This is a genomic window from Streptomyces sp. HUAS YS2, assembly GCF_033343995.1.
In the GTDB taxonomy this organism is placed as follows: Bacteria; Actinomycetota; Actinomycetes; order Streptomycetales; family Streptomycetaceae; genus Streptomyces; species Streptomyces solicathayae.
On sequence record NZ_CP137573.1, the window covers coordinates 5,292,341 to 5,312,593 of the forward strand.

Annotated in this window: 19 protein-coding genes and 2 tRNA genes; 16 read left to right on the top strand and 5 right to left on the bottom strand. The window is 69.9% G+C overall.

Features of this window, described 5'->3' with window-relative positions; all coding sequences use genetic code 11:
* Positions 1-170: 170 nt before the first annotated feature.
* Complete coding sequence (locus R2D22_RS24480) at positions 171-764, top strand: biotin transporter BioY (RefSeq protein WP_318106815.1); 594 nt, start codon at positions 171-173, stop codon at positions 762-764.
* A gap of 113 nt (positions 765-877) precedes the next feature.
* On the opposite strand, the gene R2D22_RS24485 is transcribed toward R2D22_RS24480, so the two are convergent.
* Entirely contained in the window at positions 878-2,329 is a 1,452-nt protein-coding gene (locus tag R2D22_RS24485) for an amino acid permease (protein ID WP_318106816.1), read from the bottom strand.
* A gap of 194 nt (positions 2,330-2,523) precedes the next feature.
* On the opposite strand from R2D22_RS24485, the gene R2D22_RS24490 reads away from it, so the two are divergent.
* Positions 2,524-3,018: a ribose-5-phosphate isomerase gene (locus tag R2D22_RS24490; protein WP_318106817.1), complete on the top strand. Its 495-nt coding sequence runs from the start codon at positions 2,524-2,526 to the stop codon at positions 3,016-3,018.
* Positions 3,018-3,830 carry an Fpg/Nei family DNA glycosylase gene (locus R2D22_RS24495; protein WP_318106818.1) on the top strand — a complete coding sequence of 271 codons (813 nt, stop codon included), beginning with the start codon at positions 3,018-3,020 and terminating at the stop codon, positions 3,828-3,830. Before R2D22_RS24490 ends, R2D22_RS24495 begins: the two co-directional genes overlap by 1 nt.
* Before the next feature lie 63 nt (positions 3,831-3,893).
* Here the strand turns inward: R2D22_RS24495 and R2D22_RS24500 are convergent, their stop codons facing one another.
* A complete protein-coding gene (locus R2D22_RS24500; protein ID WP_318106819.1) occupies positions 3,894-5,123 on the bottom strand; it encodes a GNAT family N-acetyltransferase in 1,230 nt (409 codons plus the stop codon).
* A 107-nt stretch (positions 5,124-5,230) separates the two neighbouring features.
* On the opposite strand from R2D22_RS24500, the gene R2D22_RS24505 reads away from it, so the two are divergent.
* The 3 genes from R2D22_RS24505 to R2D22_RS24515 all read left to right on the top strand — a co-directional run bounded on the left by R2D22_RS24505 (position 5,231) and on the right by R2D22_RS24515 (position 7,213).
* A complete protein-coding gene (locus tag R2D22_RS24505; RefSeq protein ID WP_318106820.1) occupies positions 5,231-6,376 on the top strand; it encodes a SpoIIE family protein phosphatase in 1,146 nt (381 codons plus the stop codon).
* Positions 6,377-6,380: 4 nt separating this feature from the next.
* Positions 6,381-6,848: an HD domain-containing protein gene (locus R2D22_RS24510; protein ID WP_318106821.1), complete on the top strand. Its 468-nt coding sequence runs from the start codon at positions 6,381-6,383 to the stop codon at positions 6,846-6,848.
* A 170-nt stretch (positions 6,849-7,018) separates the two neighbouring features.
* A complete protein-coding gene (locus R2D22_RS24515) occupies positions 7,019-7,213 on the top strand; it encodes a hypothetical protein (protein ID WP_318106822.1) in 195 nt (64 codons plus the stop codon).
* Here R2D22_RS24515 and R2D22_RS24520 read toward each other — a convergent pair.
* Both R2D22_RS24520 and R2D22_RS24525 read right to left on the bottom strand, forming a co-directional pair.
* Positions 7,210-7,536: an amphi-Trp domain-containing protein gene (locus tag R2D22_RS24520; protein ID WP_318106823.1), complete on the bottom strand. Its 327-nt coding sequence runs from the start codon at positions 7,534-7,536 to the stop codon at positions 7,210-7,212. The genes R2D22_RS24515 and R2D22_RS24520 overlap by 4 nt on opposite strands.
* Positions 7,537-7,665: 129 nt before the next feature.
* Positions 7,666-7,739 (bottom strand) — tRNA-Gly (locus R2D22_RS24525).
* A gap of 131 nt (positions 7,740-7,870) precedes the next feature.
* Between R2D22_RS24525 and R2D22_RS24530 the strand changes: the two genes are divergently transcribed.
* The 5 genes from R2D22_RS24530 to clpX all read left to right on the top strand — a co-directional run bounded on the left by R2D22_RS24530 (position 7,871) and on the right by clpX (position 12,535).
* Positions 7,871-7,947: transfer RNA gene (locus tag R2D22_RS24530), tRNA-Pro, on the top strand.
* A gap of 183 nt (positions 7,948-8,130) precedes the next feature.
* Positions 8,131-9,516, top strand: a complete 1,386-nt coding sequence (gene tig, locus R2D22_RS24535; RefSeq protein WP_318106824.1) for a trigger factor — start codon at positions 8,131-8,133, stop codon at positions 9,514-9,516.
* Positions 9,517-9,751: 235 nt separating this feature from the next.
* Positions 9,752-10,369 (top strand): ATP-dependent Clp protease proteolytic subunit, encoded by a 618-nt coding sequence (locus R2D22_RS24540; RefSeq protein ID WP_318106825.1) that lies wholly within the window; start codon positions 9,752-9,754, stop codon positions 10,367-10,369.
* A gap of 62 nt (positions 10,370-10,431) precedes the next feature.
* On the top strand, positions 10,432-11,094 hold the full coding sequence (locus R2D22_RS24545; RefSeq protein ID WP_189801817.1) for an ATP-dependent Clp protease proteolytic subunit: 663 nt from the start codon (positions 10,432-10,434) through the stop codon (positions 11,092-11,094).
* Between the two features lie 157 nt (positions 11,095-11,251).
* On the top strand, positions 11,252-12,535 hold the full coding sequence (gene clpX, locus R2D22_RS24550; protein WP_318106826.1) for an ATP-dependent Clp protease ATP-binding subunit ClpX: 1,284 nt from the start codon (positions 11,252-11,254) through the stop codon (positions 12,533-12,535).
* Positions 12,536-12,611: 76 nt separating this feature from the next.
* On the opposite strand, the gene R2D22_RS24555 is transcribed toward clpX, so the two are convergent.
* The gene (locus R2D22_RS24555) at positions 12,612-13,589 is read right to left on the bottom strand and encodes a hypothetical protein (protein WP_318106827.1); all 978 of its coding nucleotides are present in this window, start codon (positions 13,587-13,589) and stop codon (positions 12,612-12,614) included.
* 137 nt (positions 13,590-13,726) lie between these two features.
* Between R2D22_RS24555 and R2D22_RS24560 the strand changes: the two genes are divergently transcribed.
* The 5 genes from R2D22_RS24560 to R2D22_RS24580 all read left to right on the top strand — a co-directional run bounded on the left by R2D22_RS24560 (position 13,727) and on the right by R2D22_RS24580 (position 20,118).
* Positions 13,727-16,348: a valine--tRNA ligase gene (locus R2D22_RS24560; protein ID WP_318106828.1), complete on the top strand. Its 2,622-nt coding sequence runs from the start codon at positions 13,727-13,729 to the stop codon at positions 16,346-16,348.
* Positions 16,349-16,472: 124 nt separating this feature from the next.
* Positions 16,473-17,975: a bifunctional tetrahydrofolate synthase/dihydrofolate synthase gene (folC, locus tag R2D22_RS24565; RefSeq protein WP_318106829.1), complete on the top strand. Its 1,503-nt coding sequence runs from the start codon at positions 16,473-16,475 to the stop codon at positions 17,973-17,975.
* A gap of 5 nt (positions 17,976-17,980) precedes the next feature.
* The gene (locus tag R2D22_RS24570) at positions 17,981-18,337 is read left to right on the top strand and encodes a DUF4233 domain-containing protein (protein ID WP_318106830.1); all 357 of its coding nucleotides are present in this window, start codon (positions 17,981-17,983) and stop codon (positions 18,335-18,337) included.
* 64 nt (positions 18,338-18,401) lie between these two features.
* Positions 18,402-18,815 (top strand): nucleoside-diphosphate kinase, encoded by a 414-nt coding sequence (gene ndk / locus R2D22_RS24575; RefSeq protein WP_318106831.1) that lies wholly within the window; start codon positions 18,402-18,404, stop codon positions 18,813-18,815.
* Positions 18,816-19,098: 283 nt separating this feature from the next.
* Complete coding sequence (locus tag R2D22_RS24580) at positions 19,099-20,118, top strand: rod shape-determining protein (protein WP_033201091.1); 1,020 nt, start codon at positions 19,099-19,101, stop codon at positions 20,116-20,118.
* The last annotated feature ends 135 nt before the right edge of the window (positions 20,119-20,253 follow it).

Sequence of the window (20,253 nt, forward strand, 5' to 3'; positions counted from 1 at the left end):
CGGAGTTCCCCGTGACGAGCGTCACGTGGTGCGCGGCATGATCCGGCGCCTTTGTGTGATCTCCACCAAGCCCTCGCCTTCGCCTTTGTCGGCCGCTGACCGTGATCGGACGCTCACCCCTCGACTACGGTCGATCAGGCCCACCCGACCCCTCACCCCGCGGAGTACCGATGAGCACCGCTGTCGCCCCCGTCCGTTCCCTCCGCCCCGGCCAGGTCCTCGCCGACCTGATCCCGTCCGGTCGTACCCGCGACATCGCGCTGGTCGTCGGCGGCGCCGCGCTCACCGGCCTCGCCGCGCAGATCTCCGTCCCGGTCCCCGGCTCCCCGGTCCCGGTCTCCGGCCAGACCTTCGCCGCGCTGCTCGTCGGCACCGCCTTCGGTGCCCGCCGCGGCTTCCTCGCCCTGGGTCTCTACGCGGTCGCCGGCATGGCCGGCGTGCCGTGGTTCGCCGAGGGCGCCTCGGGCTTCGCCATGCCGACCTTCGGCTACATCCTCGGCATGCTGCTCGCCGCCACCGTCGTCGGCGCCCTCGCCCGCCGCGGCGCCGACCGCTCGGTGGCGCGCACGGCGGGCGCCATGGTGCTCGGCTCCGCGATCATCTACGCGGTCGGCGTCCCCTACCTGGCCCTGGCCACCGGCATGCCGTTCGCCAAGGCCGTCGCGCTCGGCCTCACCCCGTTCCTGATCGGCGACGCCCTCAAGGCCGCGCTCGCCATGGGCCTGCTGCCCGCCACCTGGAAGCTCGTCGGCCGCAAGGGCTGACCGTCGGAAGGCGTGCTGGGCTGCGACGGACATGAGAAGGCTCTCCGTTCCCGAGGTGATCGGTGTACGGAGAGCCTTCCGTTCGTACCTGACATGCGCCGTCAGGTACGGATTCAGATCTTCTCGAGCTCCGTCTCGGCCCCGGCCTTGGCGAACCGCTGCTTGACGATGCCGATCGCGAGGACGAGCGCCGCCACCAGCAGCGAGAGCACGACCTGCTCACGGTTGGAGCCGCCGTCGTAGACCATGTAGCCCAGGACGAAGACGATCATGGCGGCGGTCGCGTAGGTCAGGTACGGGAAGAGCCACATCTTCACGACCAGCTTCTCCGGCGACTCGCGCTGGATGATGCCGCGCATCTTCAGCTGGGTGACGCAGATGACCAGCCAGACGAAGAGCGCGACCGCGCCGGAGGAGTTCAGCAGGAACGCGAAGACGGTGTCGGGCCACTTGTAGTTGAAGAACACCGCGACGAAGCCGAAGACGACCGAGCCGAGGATCGCGGCCGTCGGCACGCCCCGCTTGTTGGTGCGGGCGAACGCCTTCGGGGCGTCACCGCGCTCGCCGAGCGAGAACGCCATCCGGGAGGCCGTGTAGAGGCCCGAGTTCAGGCAGGACAGCACGGCGGTGAGCACGATGACGTTCATGACCTGGCCGGCGTGCGGGATGCCGATCGAGTCGAGCGCGGCGACGTACGAGCCCTTGTCGACGATCGACTTGTCGTTCCACGGCAGCAGCGTCAGGACGACGAAGATCGAGCCCAGGTAGAAGACGCCGATGCGCCAGATCACGCTGTTGGTCGCCTTGGTCACGGCGCGCTGCGGGTCCTCGGACTCGCCCGCGGCCAGGGTGACGATCTCGCTGCCCATGAAGGAGAACACGACCATCAGGACACCGGTGAGGATCGCGCCCGCGCCCATCGGGAAGAATCCCCCGGCGTCGGTGAGGTGCGCGAAGCCCGCGCCCGGGTTGTCCGAGCCCGGCAGGACGCCGAAGACGGCGAGCAGGCCGACCACCACGAACGCGGCGATCGCGACGACCTTGATGCCGGCGAACCAGAACTCGAACTCGCCGTACGAGGCGACGGAGGCGAGGTTCGTCGCGGTGAGCACGACCATCACGATCAGCGCCCAGCCCCACTGCGGCACGGCGGGGATCCAGCTCTCCAGGATCTTCGCGCCGGCGGTCGCCTCGACGGCGAGCACGACGACCCAGAAGAACCAGTACAGCCAGCCGATGGTGAAGCCGGCCCAGCGGCCGAGCGCCCGGTCGGCGTAGGCGGAGAAGGAGCCCGAGGACGGCCGTGCGGCAGCCATCTCGCCGAGCATCCGCATCACGAAGACGACCATCGCGCCGACGAGTGCGTAGGAGAGCAGGATCGCGGGACCGGCGGCGGCGATGCCGGAACCGGAGCCGACGAAGAGGCCCGCGCCGATGACGCCACCGATGGCGATCATCGAGAGGTGGCGGTTCTTGAGACCGGCCTTGAGACCGTCGGAGGGCTGCGAATCACCGGTGGATCCGGTGCTGCCGCCTTCCTTCGTGAGGGTCGGCTGCGTGTTCATGGACGGTTCCTTGCATGAGGGGAGGGGCTCGGGTCGCGAGCCCGAAAAGAGAACACCGGGACCGGGAGGTTGCGGAAGGGTGTATTCCGGATCGTTATCTGGGGGACGGACGGTCCGGGCGGCCGGAGGTCGGCCCGGCGGGCCTCCGACCCCGCTGACCGCTACCCCGCTCCCGCCGTGCCACACTCGGAGCCATGCGCGTGTACCTCGGCTCCGACCATGCCGGCTTCGAACTCAAGAACCACCTCGTCGAGTGGCTCAAGGCCCACGGCCACGAGCCCGTCGACTGCGGACCCCACATCTACGACGCCCTGGACGACTACCCGCCGTTCTGCCTGCGCGCCGCGGAGAAGACGGCCGCGGACCCGGACAGCCTCGGCATCGTCATCGGCGGCTCCGGCAACGGCGAGCAGATCGCCGCGAACAAGGTGAAGGGGGTGCGCGCCGCCCTCGCCTGGAGCGAGCAGACCGCCGCCCTCGGCCGCGAGCACAACAACGCCAACGTCGTGGCCATCGGCGGCCGGATGCACTCCGTCGAGGAGTCCACCAAGTTCGTCGAGATCTTCCTCAACACCCCGTACTCGGGCGAGGAGCGTCACACCCGCCGCATCGAGATGCTGACGGCGTACGAGACCGAGGGCGTCATGCCCCCCATCCCGGCCCACCACCCGCAGGAGCCGACCGCCTGATGCCCGAAGGGCACACGATCCACCGACTGGCCGCCGACCACCGGGAACGGTTCGGCGGCCGGTCCGTGCGGGTGACCAGCCCGCAGGGCAAGTTCGCCGACTCGGCGGCCCTGCTCGACGGCGGCGTCCTGGAGGACGTCGACGCGCACGGCAAGCACCTCTTCCTCGGCTTCGAGGGACTCGGCTGGGTCCACATCCACCTCGGCCTCTTCGGCAAGGTGAACTTCGGCGACGCCCCGGCCCCGCCGCCCACCGACACCGTCCGGCTGCGGCTCGCGAACCCGGAGTCGTACGTGGACCTGCGCGGCCCCACGGCCTGCGCGCTGCTCACCGACGCCGAGAAGCAGGCGATACACGACCGGCTCGGCCCCGACCCGCTGCGCGCCGGTGACGACCCGGACCGGGCGTGGCGGCGGATCACCGGGTCCCGCACCACGGTCGCGGCCCTGCTCATGGACCAGAAGGTCATCGCGGGCGTCGGCAACGTCTACCGCGCCGAGGTCCTCTTCCGGCACGGCATCGACCCGTACCGCGCGGGCCGGGACCTCAGCCGGCGCGAGTGGGACGCGATCTGGACGGACCTGGCGGAGCTGATGCGCGAGGGCGTCCGCCTGAACCGCATCGACACGGTCCGCCCCGAGCACACCCCCGAGGCGATGGGCCGCCCGCCGCGCGTCGACGACCACGGCGGCGAGGTCTACGTCTACCGCCGCGCGAACCTTCCGTGCCACATCTGCGCCACGGAGATCCGCACGGCGGACCTGGCGGCAAGAAACCTCTTCTGGTGCCCGACCTGCCAGGACCGCCCGTAACGGGTTGTGGGCACACGTTCCGCAGGGCGGAACGGGTGGGCACAACCCACGACGGCGCCGCGCCTAGAACCCGTGCGGCAACCACGGGGCAACGGCCCACCCGAAGGCGACGGACGTCGCGAAGAGCGCCCCGGGGCGCAGCTCCCGCACCCGCCCCGCCGCGGCGAGCGACGTCAACGACACGCCCCCCAGGTACGCCGCCCCCAACTCCCGCACGGACAGCGCCAGATCCGCCGCGTCCTCCGTGCGGACGCACGTCGCCCCGTCCGGCCCGCCCCGCAGCCGCCACCGCCCCTCGTTCCACGGGCAGAACGCGTCCGCGACCTCCAGGACCACGTCCACCGGCGCCTGGTACGCCCGCAACGACAGCGCCGCGCCCACGTCCACCAGCCGCACGTGCAGCGAGTCCCGGAGCGTCGGCTCGCACCGCCGGATGTCGCTCACCAGGTGCTGCCACGCGTCGTCCGCCGGCCGGCTGTGGATCCGTACCGACGTCGTCAGGTCGATCGAGCAGAGGAACCGCCACAACGCCGCCTCCGCCACCGGGTCCAGCGCCCCCATGTCCTTCACCGACACCGAGCCGTTCGCCCCGGCGAAGCTCCACTCCGGCTTGATCGCGTACCGGGCGAAGCCGACGACCTCCCCGTCCCGCTCCGCCAGCACGCACTGCATCGGCGACGCGCCGCCCCGCTCGCCCGCAGGGTCGAGCAGCGGCACCGCCTCCCAGCCGGGCTGCCGGGCGAGCATCCCCGGCCGGCGGGGGACCAGCCGCGCGTACACGGCCTCGCACGCCCCGACGGCCTTCACCGGGTCGGCCTGCCGCAGCACCACGTCGTCCGTGCCCTCCGGCACGGTCAGCCGCACCCGCGTGGTGTCGATCGTCGCCCGCGCCGCGTACGTGCCGACGCCGTACCCGAAGCGGCCGTAGATCACCGGCTCGGAGGCGGTCAGCACGGCCAGCGGCTCGCCCCACGCCCGTACGTCGTCGAGCTGGCGCCGCATCATCGAGGTGAGGATCCCGCGCCGCCGGTGCGTCGCGGCCACGCTGACCATCGTGACGCCCGCCGTGGGCACGATCGCCCCGCCGGGCACCGACAGCCGGAACGAGAACGCCCCCGCCGTGCCCACCGGCCGCTCGCCGTCCCAGACACCGATGAACCGGTCGAACTCGGCCAACTCGCGCCAGAGGGCGCGCTCCTCCGGAGCCTCGGGGACCCCGCCGAACGCGAGTTCCAGGTTCCCGTACCAGTCGTCCCACTCGGCCGGGCCGAGCACCCGCGGTTCAGTCGTCATATGCCATCGATATCAGCGGCCCGCCGCCCCGGGCGACCCGATTTCGCGCGCAATGTCTCCGGGGTCCCCCTGCACGAGGTCCGATCGGGTGGATAGGGTCCAGGCCAATGGGAAGTCGCGCGGGAGTGGATTCGCACGTGGCCCGGCTGCGCAAGGGCGCACACCGGGCCCGTATCGGCCTGCGCCGGTCCGGGGTCGACTACTTCCGCGGCGAAGGCTCCGACTGGGTGGCGTTCGCCGGGCTGCTGCTGATGATCCCGGCGATCACCTGCGGCACGCTCGTCAACCCGGTGTGGTGCGCGCCCGCCGCCCTCGTGCTGCCGATCGTGGCCGGCGGACTGCTGCTGCGGCCCGCCAGCCTGCTCGGCCTGTACGCGGCCGCCGCCGGCGCGCTGATCATCGAGTCGCTGGTGCTCGGCCCGTACCCGCGCTCCGGCGTCGCCGTCACGCCCGGCACCGTCCTGGTGGTGGCCGCGTGCGGACTGTTCGGCCTGCTCATCGCCCAGTTCAGGGCCCGCGTCGGCGTGCCCTGGCGGCGCGGCGGCACCATGCTCTTCGACCTGCGCGAACGCATCCGGGTGCAGAGCGCCCTGCCCCGGCTGCCCAAGGGCTGGCACCGCGAGATGGCGCTCCGCCCGGCCGGCGGCCAGTCCTTCTCCGGCGACTTCGTCGTCGCCGCCCGCACCAACGGCGGCCGGACCCTCGAGGTCCTGCTCACCGACGTCTCCGGCAAGGGCATGGACGCGGGCTCCCGCGCCCTGCTGCTCTCCGGCGCCTTCGGCGGCCTGCTCGGCTCGCTGCCCCCGCACGGCTTCCTGCCCGCCGCCAACGGCTACCTGCTGCGCCAGGACTGGGACGAGGGCTTCGCGACCTCCATCCACCTCGTCCTCGACCTGGAGTCCGGCGACTACGAACTCCTCTCGGCCGGCCACCTGCCCGCCCTCCAGCTGCACGCGGGCAGCGGCCGCTGGGAGGAGAAGGCCGCCGAGGGCCCGCTTCTCGGCGTGTACGACGGCGCCGAGTTCCACCCGGTCAAGGGCTCGCTGCGCCCCGGCGACGTGCTGATGCTCTTCACCGACGGCCTGGTGGAGGCCGCCGACCGCGACATCGCCGAGGGCATCGACCGGCTCACCGGCGAGGCCGACCGGTACGTCGCCTCCGGCTTCGAGGGCGCGGCCTGGCACCTGATCGAGGCCTGCGCCAAGGACGTGAACGACGACCGCGCGCTCCTGCTGATCTCCCGACAGGCCTGATGCCATGACCACGCCGCCCCACCTGACGCTCGCCGCCGTCGAGGCCCTCGCCCGCGCGGCCCACGAGGGCCAGACCGACAAGGCCGGACGCCCGTACACCGAGCACCTCCGGGCGGTCGCCGACGGCGTACGGGCCCGGGGCGGCAGCGACGAGCAGATCGCCGCGGCCTGGCTGCACGACGCGGTGGAGGACGATGCGCTCTCCGCCGACCGGCTCGAGCGGGCCAGACTCCCGCGCTCCGTCAAGGACATGGTCCTCGCCCTCACCAAACGCCCCGGCGAGCCCCCGGAGTCGTACGCCGCCCGGATCCTCGCGACGCCCGGCGCCCTCCTGGTCAAGGAGTCCGACCTCGCCCACAACGCCGACCCGGTCCGGCTCGCGGTCCTCGACGAGGCGACCCGCCTCCGGCTGACCGAGAAGTACGCGCGGATGAGGGCGCTCCTCGGCCTCGAACGGAACGATCAAGCCTAATTCCCGTGCTCCGGCGCCCAGATGTCGCCGAAGTGGCCCGATCCGTACGGCGACGATTCGTCACCGGGGAACCAACGGGCCGTGGTTGGTGGCACGATGGGGGGAGCGGGGGCGCGTGATTCGTGTGTCCCCCGGCCGGCTAGGCGGACCGACCAGGGGTGTGATCAGTTGTGGTCCTTTCACTGTCTGTGGTGCTTCTTTTGGGCATCGTCCTCGTCGTACTGGTCCGTGGCGGATCTCTGAAGGCCGGCCCCGCCGTCGTGGCCGCGCTCTTCGGCTTCTTCCTCGCCTCCACGGGCATGGCGGACGACATCCAGCGCTTCCTCGACTCGATAGCGCAGACGATCAACTCGATCAAGTTCTAGGACTTCTTCGCCGCGGAGCGCTTCGTGGCCCTGCCCCGGCCGGTGGCCGCCTTCGGCGGCGCCGCCGCCGGGGCCGCCGCGGTGGTCGACGAGCCGGGCTCGATCGACCACTTGAACTCGATCTCCAGCTCGATCTCGCCGTCGCCGACCTCGACCTCGATCTCGCTGCGGAGCTCGTCGGGGATCTTCATGCTCAGGGTCACGGGGGCGAGCTCGAACTCGGCCTCCCCGCCCTCGCGCAGCGCCGTCGCGAGCGCCTCCAGCTGATCGGCCGCCTCGACCCGGGACAGCGCGCGCTTCTGCTCGAACTTGAGGTCCGACATACCGGTCTCCGATCCCGCGGACAGTACGAAGAGTCGCTCCGTCCATTCTCACGCCCCGCGGCGGACCGGCCACCGCAACGCATCAGGGCCGGGCCGGAGGACGAACCTCCCGCCCGGCCCTGAGCCGAGTGGAGCGGGCGACGGGAATCGAACCCGCGTAGCTAGTTTGGAAGACTAGGGCTCTACCATTGAGCTACGCCCGCATGCGTCGCGCCGCAGGTCACGAGGTCCGCGGCACGGTGTGCATCCTAGCGGGTCCGGAGCGGTGGCCGCACGCCCCTTTCGGAGGGGGCGTCGCAGTGTCCTCGGGCATGTACCCTACGTGTCGCACCGACGGGGTGTGGCGCAGCTTGGTAGCGCGTCCGCTTTGGGAGCGGAAGGCCGTGGGTTCAAATCCCGCCACCCCGACCATCTGCATCGCCGCAGCTCACCTTGTGATCACCGTGCGGGGCAAGATCGCATTGTGGGGCGCATCCGGCTTGCGGTTACTATGCAGGCTACGTGCCCGTGTGTCTCTCTGACCGGGCCGATCGGCCGGAACCGCCACCGCGGAGCCGACCGCATCCCAGAATCAGCCACCAAGGAGACCGAACCGTGAAGAGCGCCGTGGAGACCCTGAACCCGACCCGGGTTCGGCTCACTGTCGAGGTGCCCTTCGAGGAGCTCAAGGACAGCCTCGACGCGGCGTACAAGAAGATCAACCAGCAGGTCACGGTCAAGGGCTTCCGCAAGGGCAAGATCCCGGCTCGCGTGATCGACCAGCGGTTCGGCCGCGGGGCTGTGCTGGAGGAGGCCGTCAACGACGCGCTTCCGAAGTTCTACACCGAGGCCGTGAACGAGGCCGAGGTCAACCCGCTCGGCCAGCCCGAGGTCGACATCACCGAGCTGAAGGACGGCGAGCTGCTGGCCTTCACCGCCGAGGTCGACATCCGCCCGACCATCGAGATCCCGGACTACTCCGGCATCGAGGTCACCGTCGACGCCGTCGAGGTCACCGACGAGGACATCGAGAAGTCGGTCGAGCAGCTCCGCGAGCGCTTCGCCTCCACCTCCCCGGTCGAGCGCGCCGCCGCCGAGGGTGACGTCGTCACCATCGACCTGGAGGCCAAGGTCGACGGCGAGGTGCTGCCCGACGGTGTCGCGCAGGGCGTCTCGTACACCATCGGCTCGGGCGAGCTGCTCGACGGCATCGACGAGGCCGTCACCGGCCTGGAGGCCGACGGCGAGGCCACCTTCACCTCGCAGCTGAAGGGCGGCTCCGCCGAGGGCAAGGACGCGGAGGTCACCGTCAAGGTCACCGCCGTCGCCGCCCGCGAGGTCCCCGCGCTCGACGACGACTTCGCGCAGCTCGCGTCGGAGTTCGACACCCTCGACGAGCTGAAGGCCGACGCCCGCAAGCGCCTCGAGAACCAGAAGCAGTTCGACCAGGCCACCCAGGCCCAGGAGCGCGTCCTCGACGAGCTCATCAAGCTGGTCGAGGTCCCGATGCCCGAGAAGCTTCTCGAGGACGAGATCAACACCCGCAAGCACAACCTGGAGCACCACCAGCTCGGCCAGATGGGCCTCACCCTCGAGAAGTTCCTGGAGATCCAGGGCAAGACCGAGGAGGAGTTCACCGCGGAGACCCGCGAGCAGGCCGAGAAGGGCATCAAGACGCAGTTCATCCTGGATGAGCTCGTCAACAAGGAGAAGCTCAACGTCAGCCAGGAGGAGCTCACCGAGCACCTGCTGCGCCGCGCCGCCTCCTCCGGCATGAGCCCGGACCAGTTCGCCCAGGCCGTCGTCGAGGGCGGCCAGGTGCCGATGCTCGTCGGCGAGGTCGCCCGCGGCAAGGCCCTCGCGGTCGTCGTGGAGGCCGCCAAGGTCCTCGACACCAAGGGTGAGGTCGTCGACCTCTCCGACGACGAGGACGAGGTCGAGGAGGCCGCCGAGGTCGTCGAGGCCGCCGTCGACGGTGACGCCGAGGCCGAGGCCAAGTAAGCCCGCCGCCGGCCGCCTCGTCGGCCGGTGACAGGAAGGGCCCGGACGCACGCGCGTCCGGGCCCTTCCCCGTCCCGCAAACGGGCCCCGGCACCTTGCGCTCCGAGCGAACAGTTCGGGAACCGGGATGGCGTTGTCCTACCTGGGCGTTAGGGTCCATGAATACGAGGGCAGTGCCCTCCGAACGAGACGCTGAGACGGCAACGTGCGCCGTCGGAGACGAGCAGGTGGATACGTGACGAATCTGAAGCCTTACGCCGCGGGTGAGCCGTCCATCGGTGGCGGCCTCGGCGACCATGTCTACAACCGGCTGCTCGGCGAGCGGATCATCTTCCTCGGCCAGCAGGTCGACGACGAGATCGCCAACAAGATCACCGCACAGATGCTCCTCCTGGCCGCCGACCCGGAGAAGGACATCTACCTCTACATCAACAGCCCCGGTGGCTCCGTGACGGCCGGCATGGCCATCTACGACACCATGCAGTACATCCCCAACGACGTCGTCACCATCGGCATGGGCATGGCCGCCTCGATGGGCCAGTTCCTGCTCACCGGCGGCACCGCCGGCAAGCGCTTCGCGCTCCCGAACACCGACGTCCTGATGCACCAGGGCTCCGCCGGCATCGGCGGCACCGCCTCGGACATCAAGATCCAGGCCGAGTACCTTCTGCGGACGAAGAAGCGCATGGCCGAGATCACCGCGCTCCACTCCGGTCAGACCGTCGAGACGATCATCCGCGACGGTGACCGCGACCGCTGGTTCACCGCGGAGGAGGCCAAGAACTACGGCCTCATCGACGACATCATCACCCACGCCGCGGGCGTTCCCGGCGGCGGCGGCACGGGCGCCTGAGCCCGGCAGCCGCCGAAGAGCCCCAGCCCCCGCCGAACGCCACCAGGACGGTGAACATCCAGATGCAGAACAACCTCTCCCCGAGCGGTCTCTACACCGGCGCGCCGATGGACAACCGGTACGTCGTCCCGCGCTTCGTCGAGCGCACCTCGCAGGGCGTGCGCGAGTACGACCCGTACGCGAAGCTCTTCGAGGAGCGTGTGATCTTCCTCGGCGTGCAGATCGACGACGCCTCCGCCAACGACGTCATGGCGCAGCTGCTGTGCCTGGAGTCGATGGACCCGGACCGCGACATCTCGATCTACATCAACAGCCCCGGCGGCTCGTTCACGGCGCTCACCGCCATCTACGACACGATGCAGTTCGTGAAGCCGGACATCCAGACGGTCTGCATGGGCCAGGCGGCCTCCGCCGCGGCCGTGCTGCTCGCCGCCGGCACCCCCGGCAAGCGGATGGCCCTGCCGAACGCCCGTGTACTGATCCACCAGCCCTCCGGTGGCACCGGCCGCGAGCAGCTCTCCGACCTGGAGATCGCGGCCAACGAGATCCTGCGCATGCGCAGCCAGCTCGAGGAGATGCTGGCGAAGCACTCGTCGACGCCGATCGAGAAGATCCGCGACGACATCGAGCGTGACAAGATCCTTACGGCCGAGGACGCGCTCGCGTACGGCCTGATCGACCAGATCGTCTCGACCCGCAAGAGCACGGCCGCCGCGGCAGCCTGACGCTCGACCTTCCCCTGGCACGGTTCCTCAGAAGTACCGCTTCGATGTGAACCGTGCCAAGGGGGGCCCGAACGGGGGGCCCGGCAAGGTACCGTCGGATATGAGGCACCAGGAGTCGGCTGAACCAAGCCGCTCCCAGGCGAAGGGGAAGCACCTCGTGGCACGCATCGGTGATGGCGGCGACCTGCTCAAGTGCTCGTTCTGCGGAAAGAGCCAGAAGCAGGTGAAGAAGCTCATCGCAGGCCCCGGTGTGTACATCTGCGACGAGTGCATCGACCTCTGCAACGAGATCATCGAAGAGGAGCTCGCCGAGACGAGCGAGGTGCGGTGGGAGGAACTCCCCAAGCCCCGCGAGATCTACGAGTTCCTGGAGGGGTACGTCGTCGGGCAGGAGCCCGCGAAGAAGGCCCTCTCCGTCGCGGTGTACAACCACTACAAGCGCGTCCAGGCCGGCGAGAACGGCGGCGCGCAGGGCCGGGACGACGCCATCGAACTGGCGAAGTCCAACATCCTGTTGCTGGGCCCCACGGGCTCCGGCAAGACGCTGCTGGCCCAGACGCTCGCGCGCATGCTCAACGTCCCGTTCGCCATCGCCGACGCGACGGCGCTGACGGAGGCGGGCTATGTCGGCGAGGACGTCGAGAACATCCTGCTGAAGCTGATCCAGGCGGCCGACTACGACGTCAAGAAGGCCGAGACCGGGATCATCTACATCGACGAGATCGACAAGGTCGCGCGGAAGAGTGAAAACCCCTCCATCACGCGCGACGTGTCGGGCGAGGGCGTCCAGCAGGCGCTGCTGAAGATCCTGGAGGGCACCACCGCCTCCGTGCCGCCGCAGGGCGGGCGGAAGCACCCGCACCAGGAGTTCATCCAGATCGACACGACGAACGTGCTCTTCATCGTGGGCGGCGCCTTCGCCGGCCTGGAGAAGATCATCGAGTCGCGGGCCGGCGCCAAGGGCATCGGCTTCGGCGCGACCATCCGCTCCAAGCGCGAGATCGAGGCGAGCGACCAGTTCCAGGAGGTCATGCCCGAGGACCTGGTGAAGTTCGGGATGATCCCCGAGTTCATCGGCCGTCTCCCGGTCATCACCTCGGTCCACAACCTCGACCGCGAGGCCCTGCTCAAGATCCTCGTCGAGCCGCGCAACGCGCTGGTCAAGCAGTACCAGCGGCTCTTCGAACTCGACGGCGTGGAGCTGGACTTCGACCGCCCGGCCCTGGAGGCCATCGCCGACCAGGCGATCCTGCGCGGCACCGGCGCGCGCGGGCTGCGGGCCATCATGGAAGAGGTCCTGATGTCGGTGATGTACGAGGTCCCGTCCCGCAAGGACGTGGCCCGCGTGGTCATCACCGCCGACGTCGTGCACAACAACGTCAACCCGACGCTGGTGCCTCGGATCGTCAAGAACGACGGCCGGCACGAGAAGAGCGCGTAACCGCACGGGACATACGCAGGGGCGCCCGGCCGGATCCTCCAACCGGCCGGGCGCCCCTGCGTGTTGATCCCGTGGATCAGGCCTTGGTGCGGGCCGTCGCGTACAGCTTCGCCGCCAGGTCGGCCACCTCGGCCTGCTGCACGGACGACTGGCCGGTCATCATGGTCGCCAGGTCGATGACGTTGACCGCGCCGAGCGTGGAGTAGTCCGCCCACGCGCAGGTCGGGATCTGCAGCTCGCTCGGGCCGCCGGCCGGGTTGCCCGTCGGCTTGGTGCTGCTCATCTTGACCATCTGGCACTTCATGAGCGCGCCCTCGAACCCGGAGGGCGTCACCGTCTCCGCCGTGCCGACGGGCTCGATCTTGAGACCGGCCTCCTGCTGCTCGGTGTTCTTGCCGATGCTCGCGAAGTAGTTGTCCAGCGCCTTCTCGGGGTCGGCGATGTCGCCGTACAGGCCGCTGAGCGTCAGCTGCTTGCCCTTCATGGGCGCGGTGTCGGTCTTGTACTGGGCGACGGTCTGGGCCGGGTTGTTGATGCCGAGCGCCGTGGCCTTCGCCTTCTGCGTCGCGTCGAGCGGCTTGTCGGCGGTGCCCGGCGTCTTCTTGTACTCGCCGACGGTCTCCGGGGCCGCGATCTTGTAGCCCTTGGTGTCGTCACTCACGCTGCCGCCACCGAGGCCGCCACCACCGTCGCCGAGCAGGAAGTACCCGCCCACGCCGACCGCGGCGAGCACCACGACCAGACCGATGACCAGGCCGGTCTTCTTCTTCGGTGGAGCCGGCGGCGGGAAGCCCGGGCCCTGCCCGTACTGCTGCTGCGGCTGCTGACCGTACGGCCCGGGCTGCTGCGGCTGCCCGTAGGGACCGGGCTGCCCATAGGGCTGCTGCGGCGGGACGCCGCCCTGCGGATAGCCGTAACCCGGCTGCGGCGCCTGCTGCGGATACCCGTAGCCGGGCTGGGGGGCCTGCGGCTGCTGACCGTAGGGGCCCGGCTGTCCGTACGGTCCGGGCTGCTGCGGCTGACCACCGTACGGTCCCGGCTGGTTGTAGCTCATTAAGGGGTTCCCCTCACAGGATGTTTATGCCTGCCGAACATCCTGACGGAAGCGGTGACCTGCGAGGGCGCCGGGGGGCACACCGTTACGGAACAATCGCGTTTCAGGCGGGCCCGGGACACCTCTAAACTGGCCCCGTGACCGAGAACACTCAGCAGCAGCCAGCAGCCAACCCCGAACTGCCGACCCAGTACGCGCCGGCCGAAGTAGAGGGGAAGCTGTACGAGCGCTGGGTAGAGCGCGGTTACTTCGAGGCGGACGAGAACAGCGAGAAGCCGCCGTACACGATCGTCATCCCGCCGCCGAACGTCACCGGCTCGCTCCACCTGGGCCACGCCTTCGAGCACACGCTGATCGACATCCTCACCCGCCGCAAGCGGATGCAGGGCTACGAGACGCTGTGGCAGCCGGGCATGGACCACGCCGGCATCGCCACCCAGAACGTCGTCGAGCGCGAGCTCGCCAAGGAGGGCAAGTCCCGTCACGACCTGGGGCGCGAGGCGTTCGTCGAGCGCGTCTGGCAGTGGAAGGCCGAGTCCGGCGGTCAGATCTCCGGCCAGATGCGCCGGCTCGGCGACGGCGTCGCCTGGTCGCGTGAGCGCTTCACCATGGACGAGGGCCTGTCGCAGGCCGTCCAGACCATCTTCAAGAAGCTCTACGACGACGAGCTGATCTACCGCGCCGAGCGCATCATCAACTGGTGCCCGCGCTGTCTCACGGCGATCTCGGACATCGAGGTCGAGTACCAGGACGACGACGGCGAGCTCGTCTCCATCCGGTACGGCTCCGGGGACGCGGAGATCGTCGTCGCCACCACCCGCGCCGAGACGATGCTCGGCGACACCGCCGTCGCCGTCCACCCGGACGACGAGCGCTACAAGCACCTCGTCGGCACCGAGATCGAGCTGCCGCTGACCGGCCGCCGCATCCCGGTCGTCGCGGACACGCACGTCGACCCCGAGTTCGGCACCGGCGCCGTCAAGGTGACCCCGGCGCACGACCCGAACGACTTCGAGATCGGCCAGCGCCACGGCCTGCCGAACCTCGCCGTCATGGACGAGCGCGCCGTCATCACCGCCCACGGCCCCTTCCAGGGCCTGGACCGCCTGGAGGCCCGCTCCGCCATCGTCGCCGCGCTGCGCGCCGAGGGCCGGATCGTCGCCGAGAAGCGTCCGTACGTCCACTCCGTCGGCCACTGCTCGCGCTGCAAGACCACCATCGAGCCGCGCCTGTCCATGCAGTGGTGGGTCAAGGTCGCCCCGCTCGCGAAGGCCGCCGGTGACGCGGTCCGCGACGGCAAGGTCAAGATCCACCCGCAGGAGATGGAGAAGCGGTACTTCGACTGGGTCGACAACCTGCACGACTGGTGCATCTCGCGCCAGCTCTGGTGGGGCCACCGCATCCCGGTCTGGTACGGCCCGAACGGCGAGGTCGTCTGCGTCGGACCGGACGAGCAGCCGCCGAGCGGCGAGGGCTGGCACCAGGACACGGACGTCCTGGACACCTGGTTCTCGTCCGGCCTGTGGCCGTTCTCCACGCTGGGCTGGCCCGAGCAGACCGACAGCCTCGCGAAGTTCTACCCGAACTCCGTCCTGGTCACCGGCTACGACATCCTCTTCTTCTGGGTCGCCCGGATGATGATGTTCGGCCTCTACGCGATGGACGGCACCCCGCCGTTCCACACCATCGCCCTGCACGGCATGGTCCGTGACCAGAACGGCAAGAAGATGTCGAAGTCCTTCGGCAACGTGGTCAACCCGCTGGACTGGATGGACGAGTACGGCTCCGACGCCGTCCGCTTCACCCTGGCCGGCGGCGCCAACCCGGGCGTCGACGTCCCGATCGGCGAGGACTGGGTCAAGGCGTCCCGGAACTTCGCCAACAAGATCTGGAACGCGACCCGCTTCGCGCTGATGAACGGCGCCACGATCGAGGGCGAGCTGCCCCCGGTCGAGCAGCTGTCCGCGACCGACCGGTGGATCCTGTCCCGTCTCAACAAGACGGTCGCCCAGGTCGACGCCCTCTACGAGGACTACCAGTTCGCGAAGCTCAGCGACGCGCTGTACCACTTCGCCTGGGACGAGGTCTTCGACTGGTACGTCGAGCTGTCGAAGACCACGTTCTTCGCCGGCGGCGAGCAGGCCAAGGTCTCCGGCCGGGTCCTCGGCGAGGTCCTGGACGTCATGCTGCGCCTGCTGCACCCGATCGTCCCGTTCGTCACCGACGCCCTGTGGACCACCCTCACCGGTCGCGAGTCCGTCGTGATCGCCGAGTGGCCCGCCGACAGCGGCTTCCGCGACGACACGGCCGAGGCGGAGATCGAGAACCTCCAGCAGGTCGTCACCGAGGTCCGCCGGTTCCGCGCCGACCAGGGCCTGCAGCCCGGCCAGAAGGTCCCGGCCCGCCTGGACCTGGCCGGCACGGCGCTCGCCCCGCACGAGGCCGCCATCCGCCAGCTGCTGCGCCTCCAGCCGGAGGGCGAGGGCTTCTCCGCCACCGCCTCCCTGCCGGTCGGCGGCGCGACGGTCTCCCTCGACCTGTCCGGCACCATCGACGTGGCCGCCGAGCGCAAGCGGCTCGCGAAGGACCTGGCCGCCGCCGAGAAGGAGAAGGCGCAGGCCAACGGCAAGCTCGGCAACGAGGCCTTCCTGGCCAAGGCGCCGGACAACGTGGTCGACAAGATCCGTACCCGGCTCGCCAAGGCGGACGAGGACATCGCCCGCATCAAGGCGCAGCTGGACCGCCTGCCCCAGGCGTAAGCGCAGGTGAGAGGGGTCGGGACCGGTACGGTTCCGGCCCCTCTCGCATTCCGCCGGGATGCGGCGAACGTCCCGAAAGGGGTGCGTCCACGGCGCTGTCGGCACTCCTCCGTAGACTGGGCCCGTGAGTGAGCAGCCCCGCGACGAGTCCGATGACTTCGACGAGATCATCGACGCCGAAACAGACCGTGATCCCGACCTGGCGGTGATCGAGGCCGGCAGCCGCACCCTGCGCGCCCAGGCCGGACCGCCGCAGGCCGACGCCGTCCCCGCGCGTCCCCTCGACCCCGAGGTCGACAAGGCGTTGCGTGCGGTGGAGACCGAACTCGCCACCCGTTGGGGCGAGACGAAGCTGGACCCGTCGGTGACGCGGATCGCGGCGCTGATGGACGTACTGGGCGAGCCGCAGCGGGCGTACCCCTCGATCCACATCACGGGCACCAACGGCAAGACGTCCACGGCCCGCATGATTGAGGCGCTGCTGTCGGCCTTCGAGCTGCGCACCGGCCGCTACACCTCGCCGCACGTCCAGTCGATCACCGAGCGGATCAGCCTGGACGGCGCGCCGATCTCGGCCGAGCGCTTCATCGAGACGTACGAGGACGTCAAGCCGTACGTGGAGATGGTCGACACCCAGCAGGAGTACCGGCTCTCCTTCTTCGAGGTGCTCACCGCCATGGCGTACGCGGCCTTCGCGGACGCGCCGGTGGACGCCGCGGTGGTCGAGGTCGGCATGGGCGGCACGTGGGACGCGACGAACGTGATCGACGGCTCGGTGGCCGTGGTCACCCCGATCTCGCTCGACCACACCGACCGGCTGGGCTCCACGCCGGCCGAGATCGCCGCCGAGAAGTCCGGCGTGATCAAGCAGGACGCGACGGTCATCCTGGCGCAGCAGCCGGTGGACGCGGCGCAGGTGCTGCTGAAGAAGGCCGTCGAGGTGGACGCGACGGTGGCCCGCGAGGGCATGGAGTTCGGGATCGTCTCCCGCGAGGTCGCGGTCGGCGGCCAGCTGCTGACCCTGCGCGGCCTCGGCGGCGAGTACGACAACCTGTTCCTGCCGCTGTACGGCGCGCACCAGGCGCACAACGCGGCGGTCGCGCTGGCGGCGGTGGAGGCGTTCTTCGGGATCGGCGCGCAGCACGCCCGCACGCTGGACGTGGACACGGTCCGCCGGGCCTTCGCCTCGGTCGCCTCGCCGGGCCGCCTGGAGGTCGTGCGCAAGTCGCCGACGGTGATCCTGGACGCGGCGCACAACCCGGCGGGCGCGGCGGCGGCCGCGGAGGGCGTCTCGGAGTCCTTCGGCTTCTCGCGGCTCATCGGTGTGGTCGCGACCAGCGCGGAGAAGGACGTGAAGGGCCTCCTCGAGGCCTTCGAGCCGATCTTCGCGGAGATCGTGGTGACGGCGAACTCCACGCACCGCGCGATGGACGCCGACGCGCTCGCGGCGATCGCCGTGGAGGTCTTCGGCGACGAGCGGGTGGTGGTCGAGCCCCGTCTGGACGACGCGATCGAGGCGGCGATCACGCTGGCGGAGGAGGAGGGCGAGTACGCGGGTGCCGGCGTGCTCGTGACCGGCTCCGTGTTCACGGTCGGCGAGGCCCGACTGCTCCTCGGGAAGGGCTGAATCCGTTGCGTACCCTCTGTGCCTCCACGCTGATCGGCGAGTTCTTCGTGATCGGTTTCGCCGGTCTCGTCGCCATGAAGGACGACACGCTGGCGATGTCCACGGTCTGGACCGTGTGCGGGATCGCGATGCTGCTGTCCGTGCTGCTGTGCGGGATGATCACCCGTCCGGGCGGGGTGCAGCTCGGCTGGGCGCTCCAGATCGCGCTGATCGCCAGCGGGTTCGTGCTGCCGGTGATGTTCTTCCTGGGCGCCGTGTTCGCGGGACTGTGGTGGGCCTCGGTGCACTACGGGCGGCGGATCGACGACGTGAAGGCGCGCTGGGCGGCCGCCCAGGCCTCGGCAGGGCCTGACGCTGCGTGATGGCGGGGGCTCCGGGCCCTGTAGCCTCGGAGACCCGCACACCGCACGTGAAGGAGTTCCCCCCGTGAGCCAGCGATCGCTCGTCCTGCTCAAGCCCGACGCCGTCCGCCGTGGCCTGATCGGCGAGATCATCGGCCGCATCGAGCGCAAGGCGGGCTGGACCATCGCGGCCCTGGAGCTGCGCGAGCTGGACCAGGACACGCTGGAGCAGCACTACGGCGAGCACAAGGGCAAGCCGTTCTACGAGCCGCTGATGGGCTTCATGCAGTCCGGCCCGGTCGTCGTCATGGTGGTCGAGGGCGAGCGCGTGATCGAGGGTCTGCGCACCCTCGCCGGCCCGACCGACCCGATCGCCGCCGCCCCCGGCTCCATCCGGGGCGACTTCGGCACGATCGTCCGGGAGAACCTGATCCACGCCTCGGACTCCGAGGAGTCCGCCATGCGAGAACTGAAGATTTTCTTCCCGGGTCTCGTCTGACCGATCCTGACCCGGTATCAGCCGATCGCAGCAACGCTCTGGGGGCGACCGAAGGAATTCGGTCGCCCCCAGGCATATGAACTGAAGAACCGGGAACGGTTCGCTGCGTCATCTCGTCAGCTATACAGAGGTGGTCCACCGCGCGGTACTCCCGTGGGCGGCACTACGATGGAAACCTCCACGCCACCGCACATGCGGCACCACCACCTCGCCGACCTGAGAAGCCGTCAACGCTCTTATTGGGAAGGCCCGACGCATCCTCATGGGAAACAAGGGGAACTCTATGTCGTTCATCGGCCGTGACATGGCTGTCGACCTCGGGACCGCCAACACGCTGGTGTACGTCAGGGGTCGTGGCATCGTCCTGAACGAGCCCTCGGTCGTCGCCATCAACACGAACACCGGCGGCATCCTGGCCGTCGGCTCCGAGGCGAAGAAGATGATCGGGCGCACCCCCGGCAACATCGTCGCCGTGCGCCCGCTCAAGGACGGTGTGATCGCCGACTTCGAGATCACCGAGCGCATGCTCCGCTACTTCATCCTCAAGATCCACAAGCGCCGCTACCTGGCCCGCCCGCGTGTCGTCGTCTGCGTCCCCAGCGGCATCACCGGAGTCGAGCGCCGCGCCGTCATCGAGGCCTCGACCCAGGCCGGCGCCCGCCAGGTGCACATCATCGAGGAGCCCATGGCCGCGGCCATCGGCTCGGGCCTCCCGGTCCACGAGGCCACCGGCAACATGGTCGTGGACATCGGCGGCGGCACCACCGAGGTCGCCGTCATCTCCCTCGGCGGAATCGTCACGGCACAGTCCATCCGGGTGGCCGGCGACGAGCTGGACAACGCGATCATCCAGCACATCAAGAAGGAGTACTCGCTCCTCCTCGGTGAGCGCACCGCCGAGCAGATCAAGATCACCATCGGCTCCGCCTACGACCTCGACAAGGACGAACACACCGAGATCCGCGGCCGCGACCTGGTCTCCGGCCTGCCCAAGACCGTGGTCATCTCGGCCGCCGAGGTCCGCAAGGCCATCGAGGAGCCGGTCAACGCCATCGTCGACGCGGTGAAGACCACGCTCGACAAGTGCCCGCCCGAGCTCTCCGGTGACGTGATGGACCGCGGCATCGTTCTCACGGGTGGCGGCGCCCTGCTGCGCGGCCTGGACGAGCGGCTCCGCCGCGAGACCGGCATGCCGATCCACATCGCCGAGGACCCGCTGGACTCGGTGGCGCTCGGATCCGGCAAGTGCGTGGAGGAGTTCGAGGCCCTGCAGCAGGTCCTCGACGCCCAGCCGCGCCGATAACGACTCGGCGACACATCACCGCCGATCGGCTGTACGGGTGGCAAGAACCCTCGTACAGCCGATCGTTGATATAACGGCACGAACCCGTACCAACTGCTTGTACCAATCGAACCAAGAGGAAAGGCACGGCCGCCG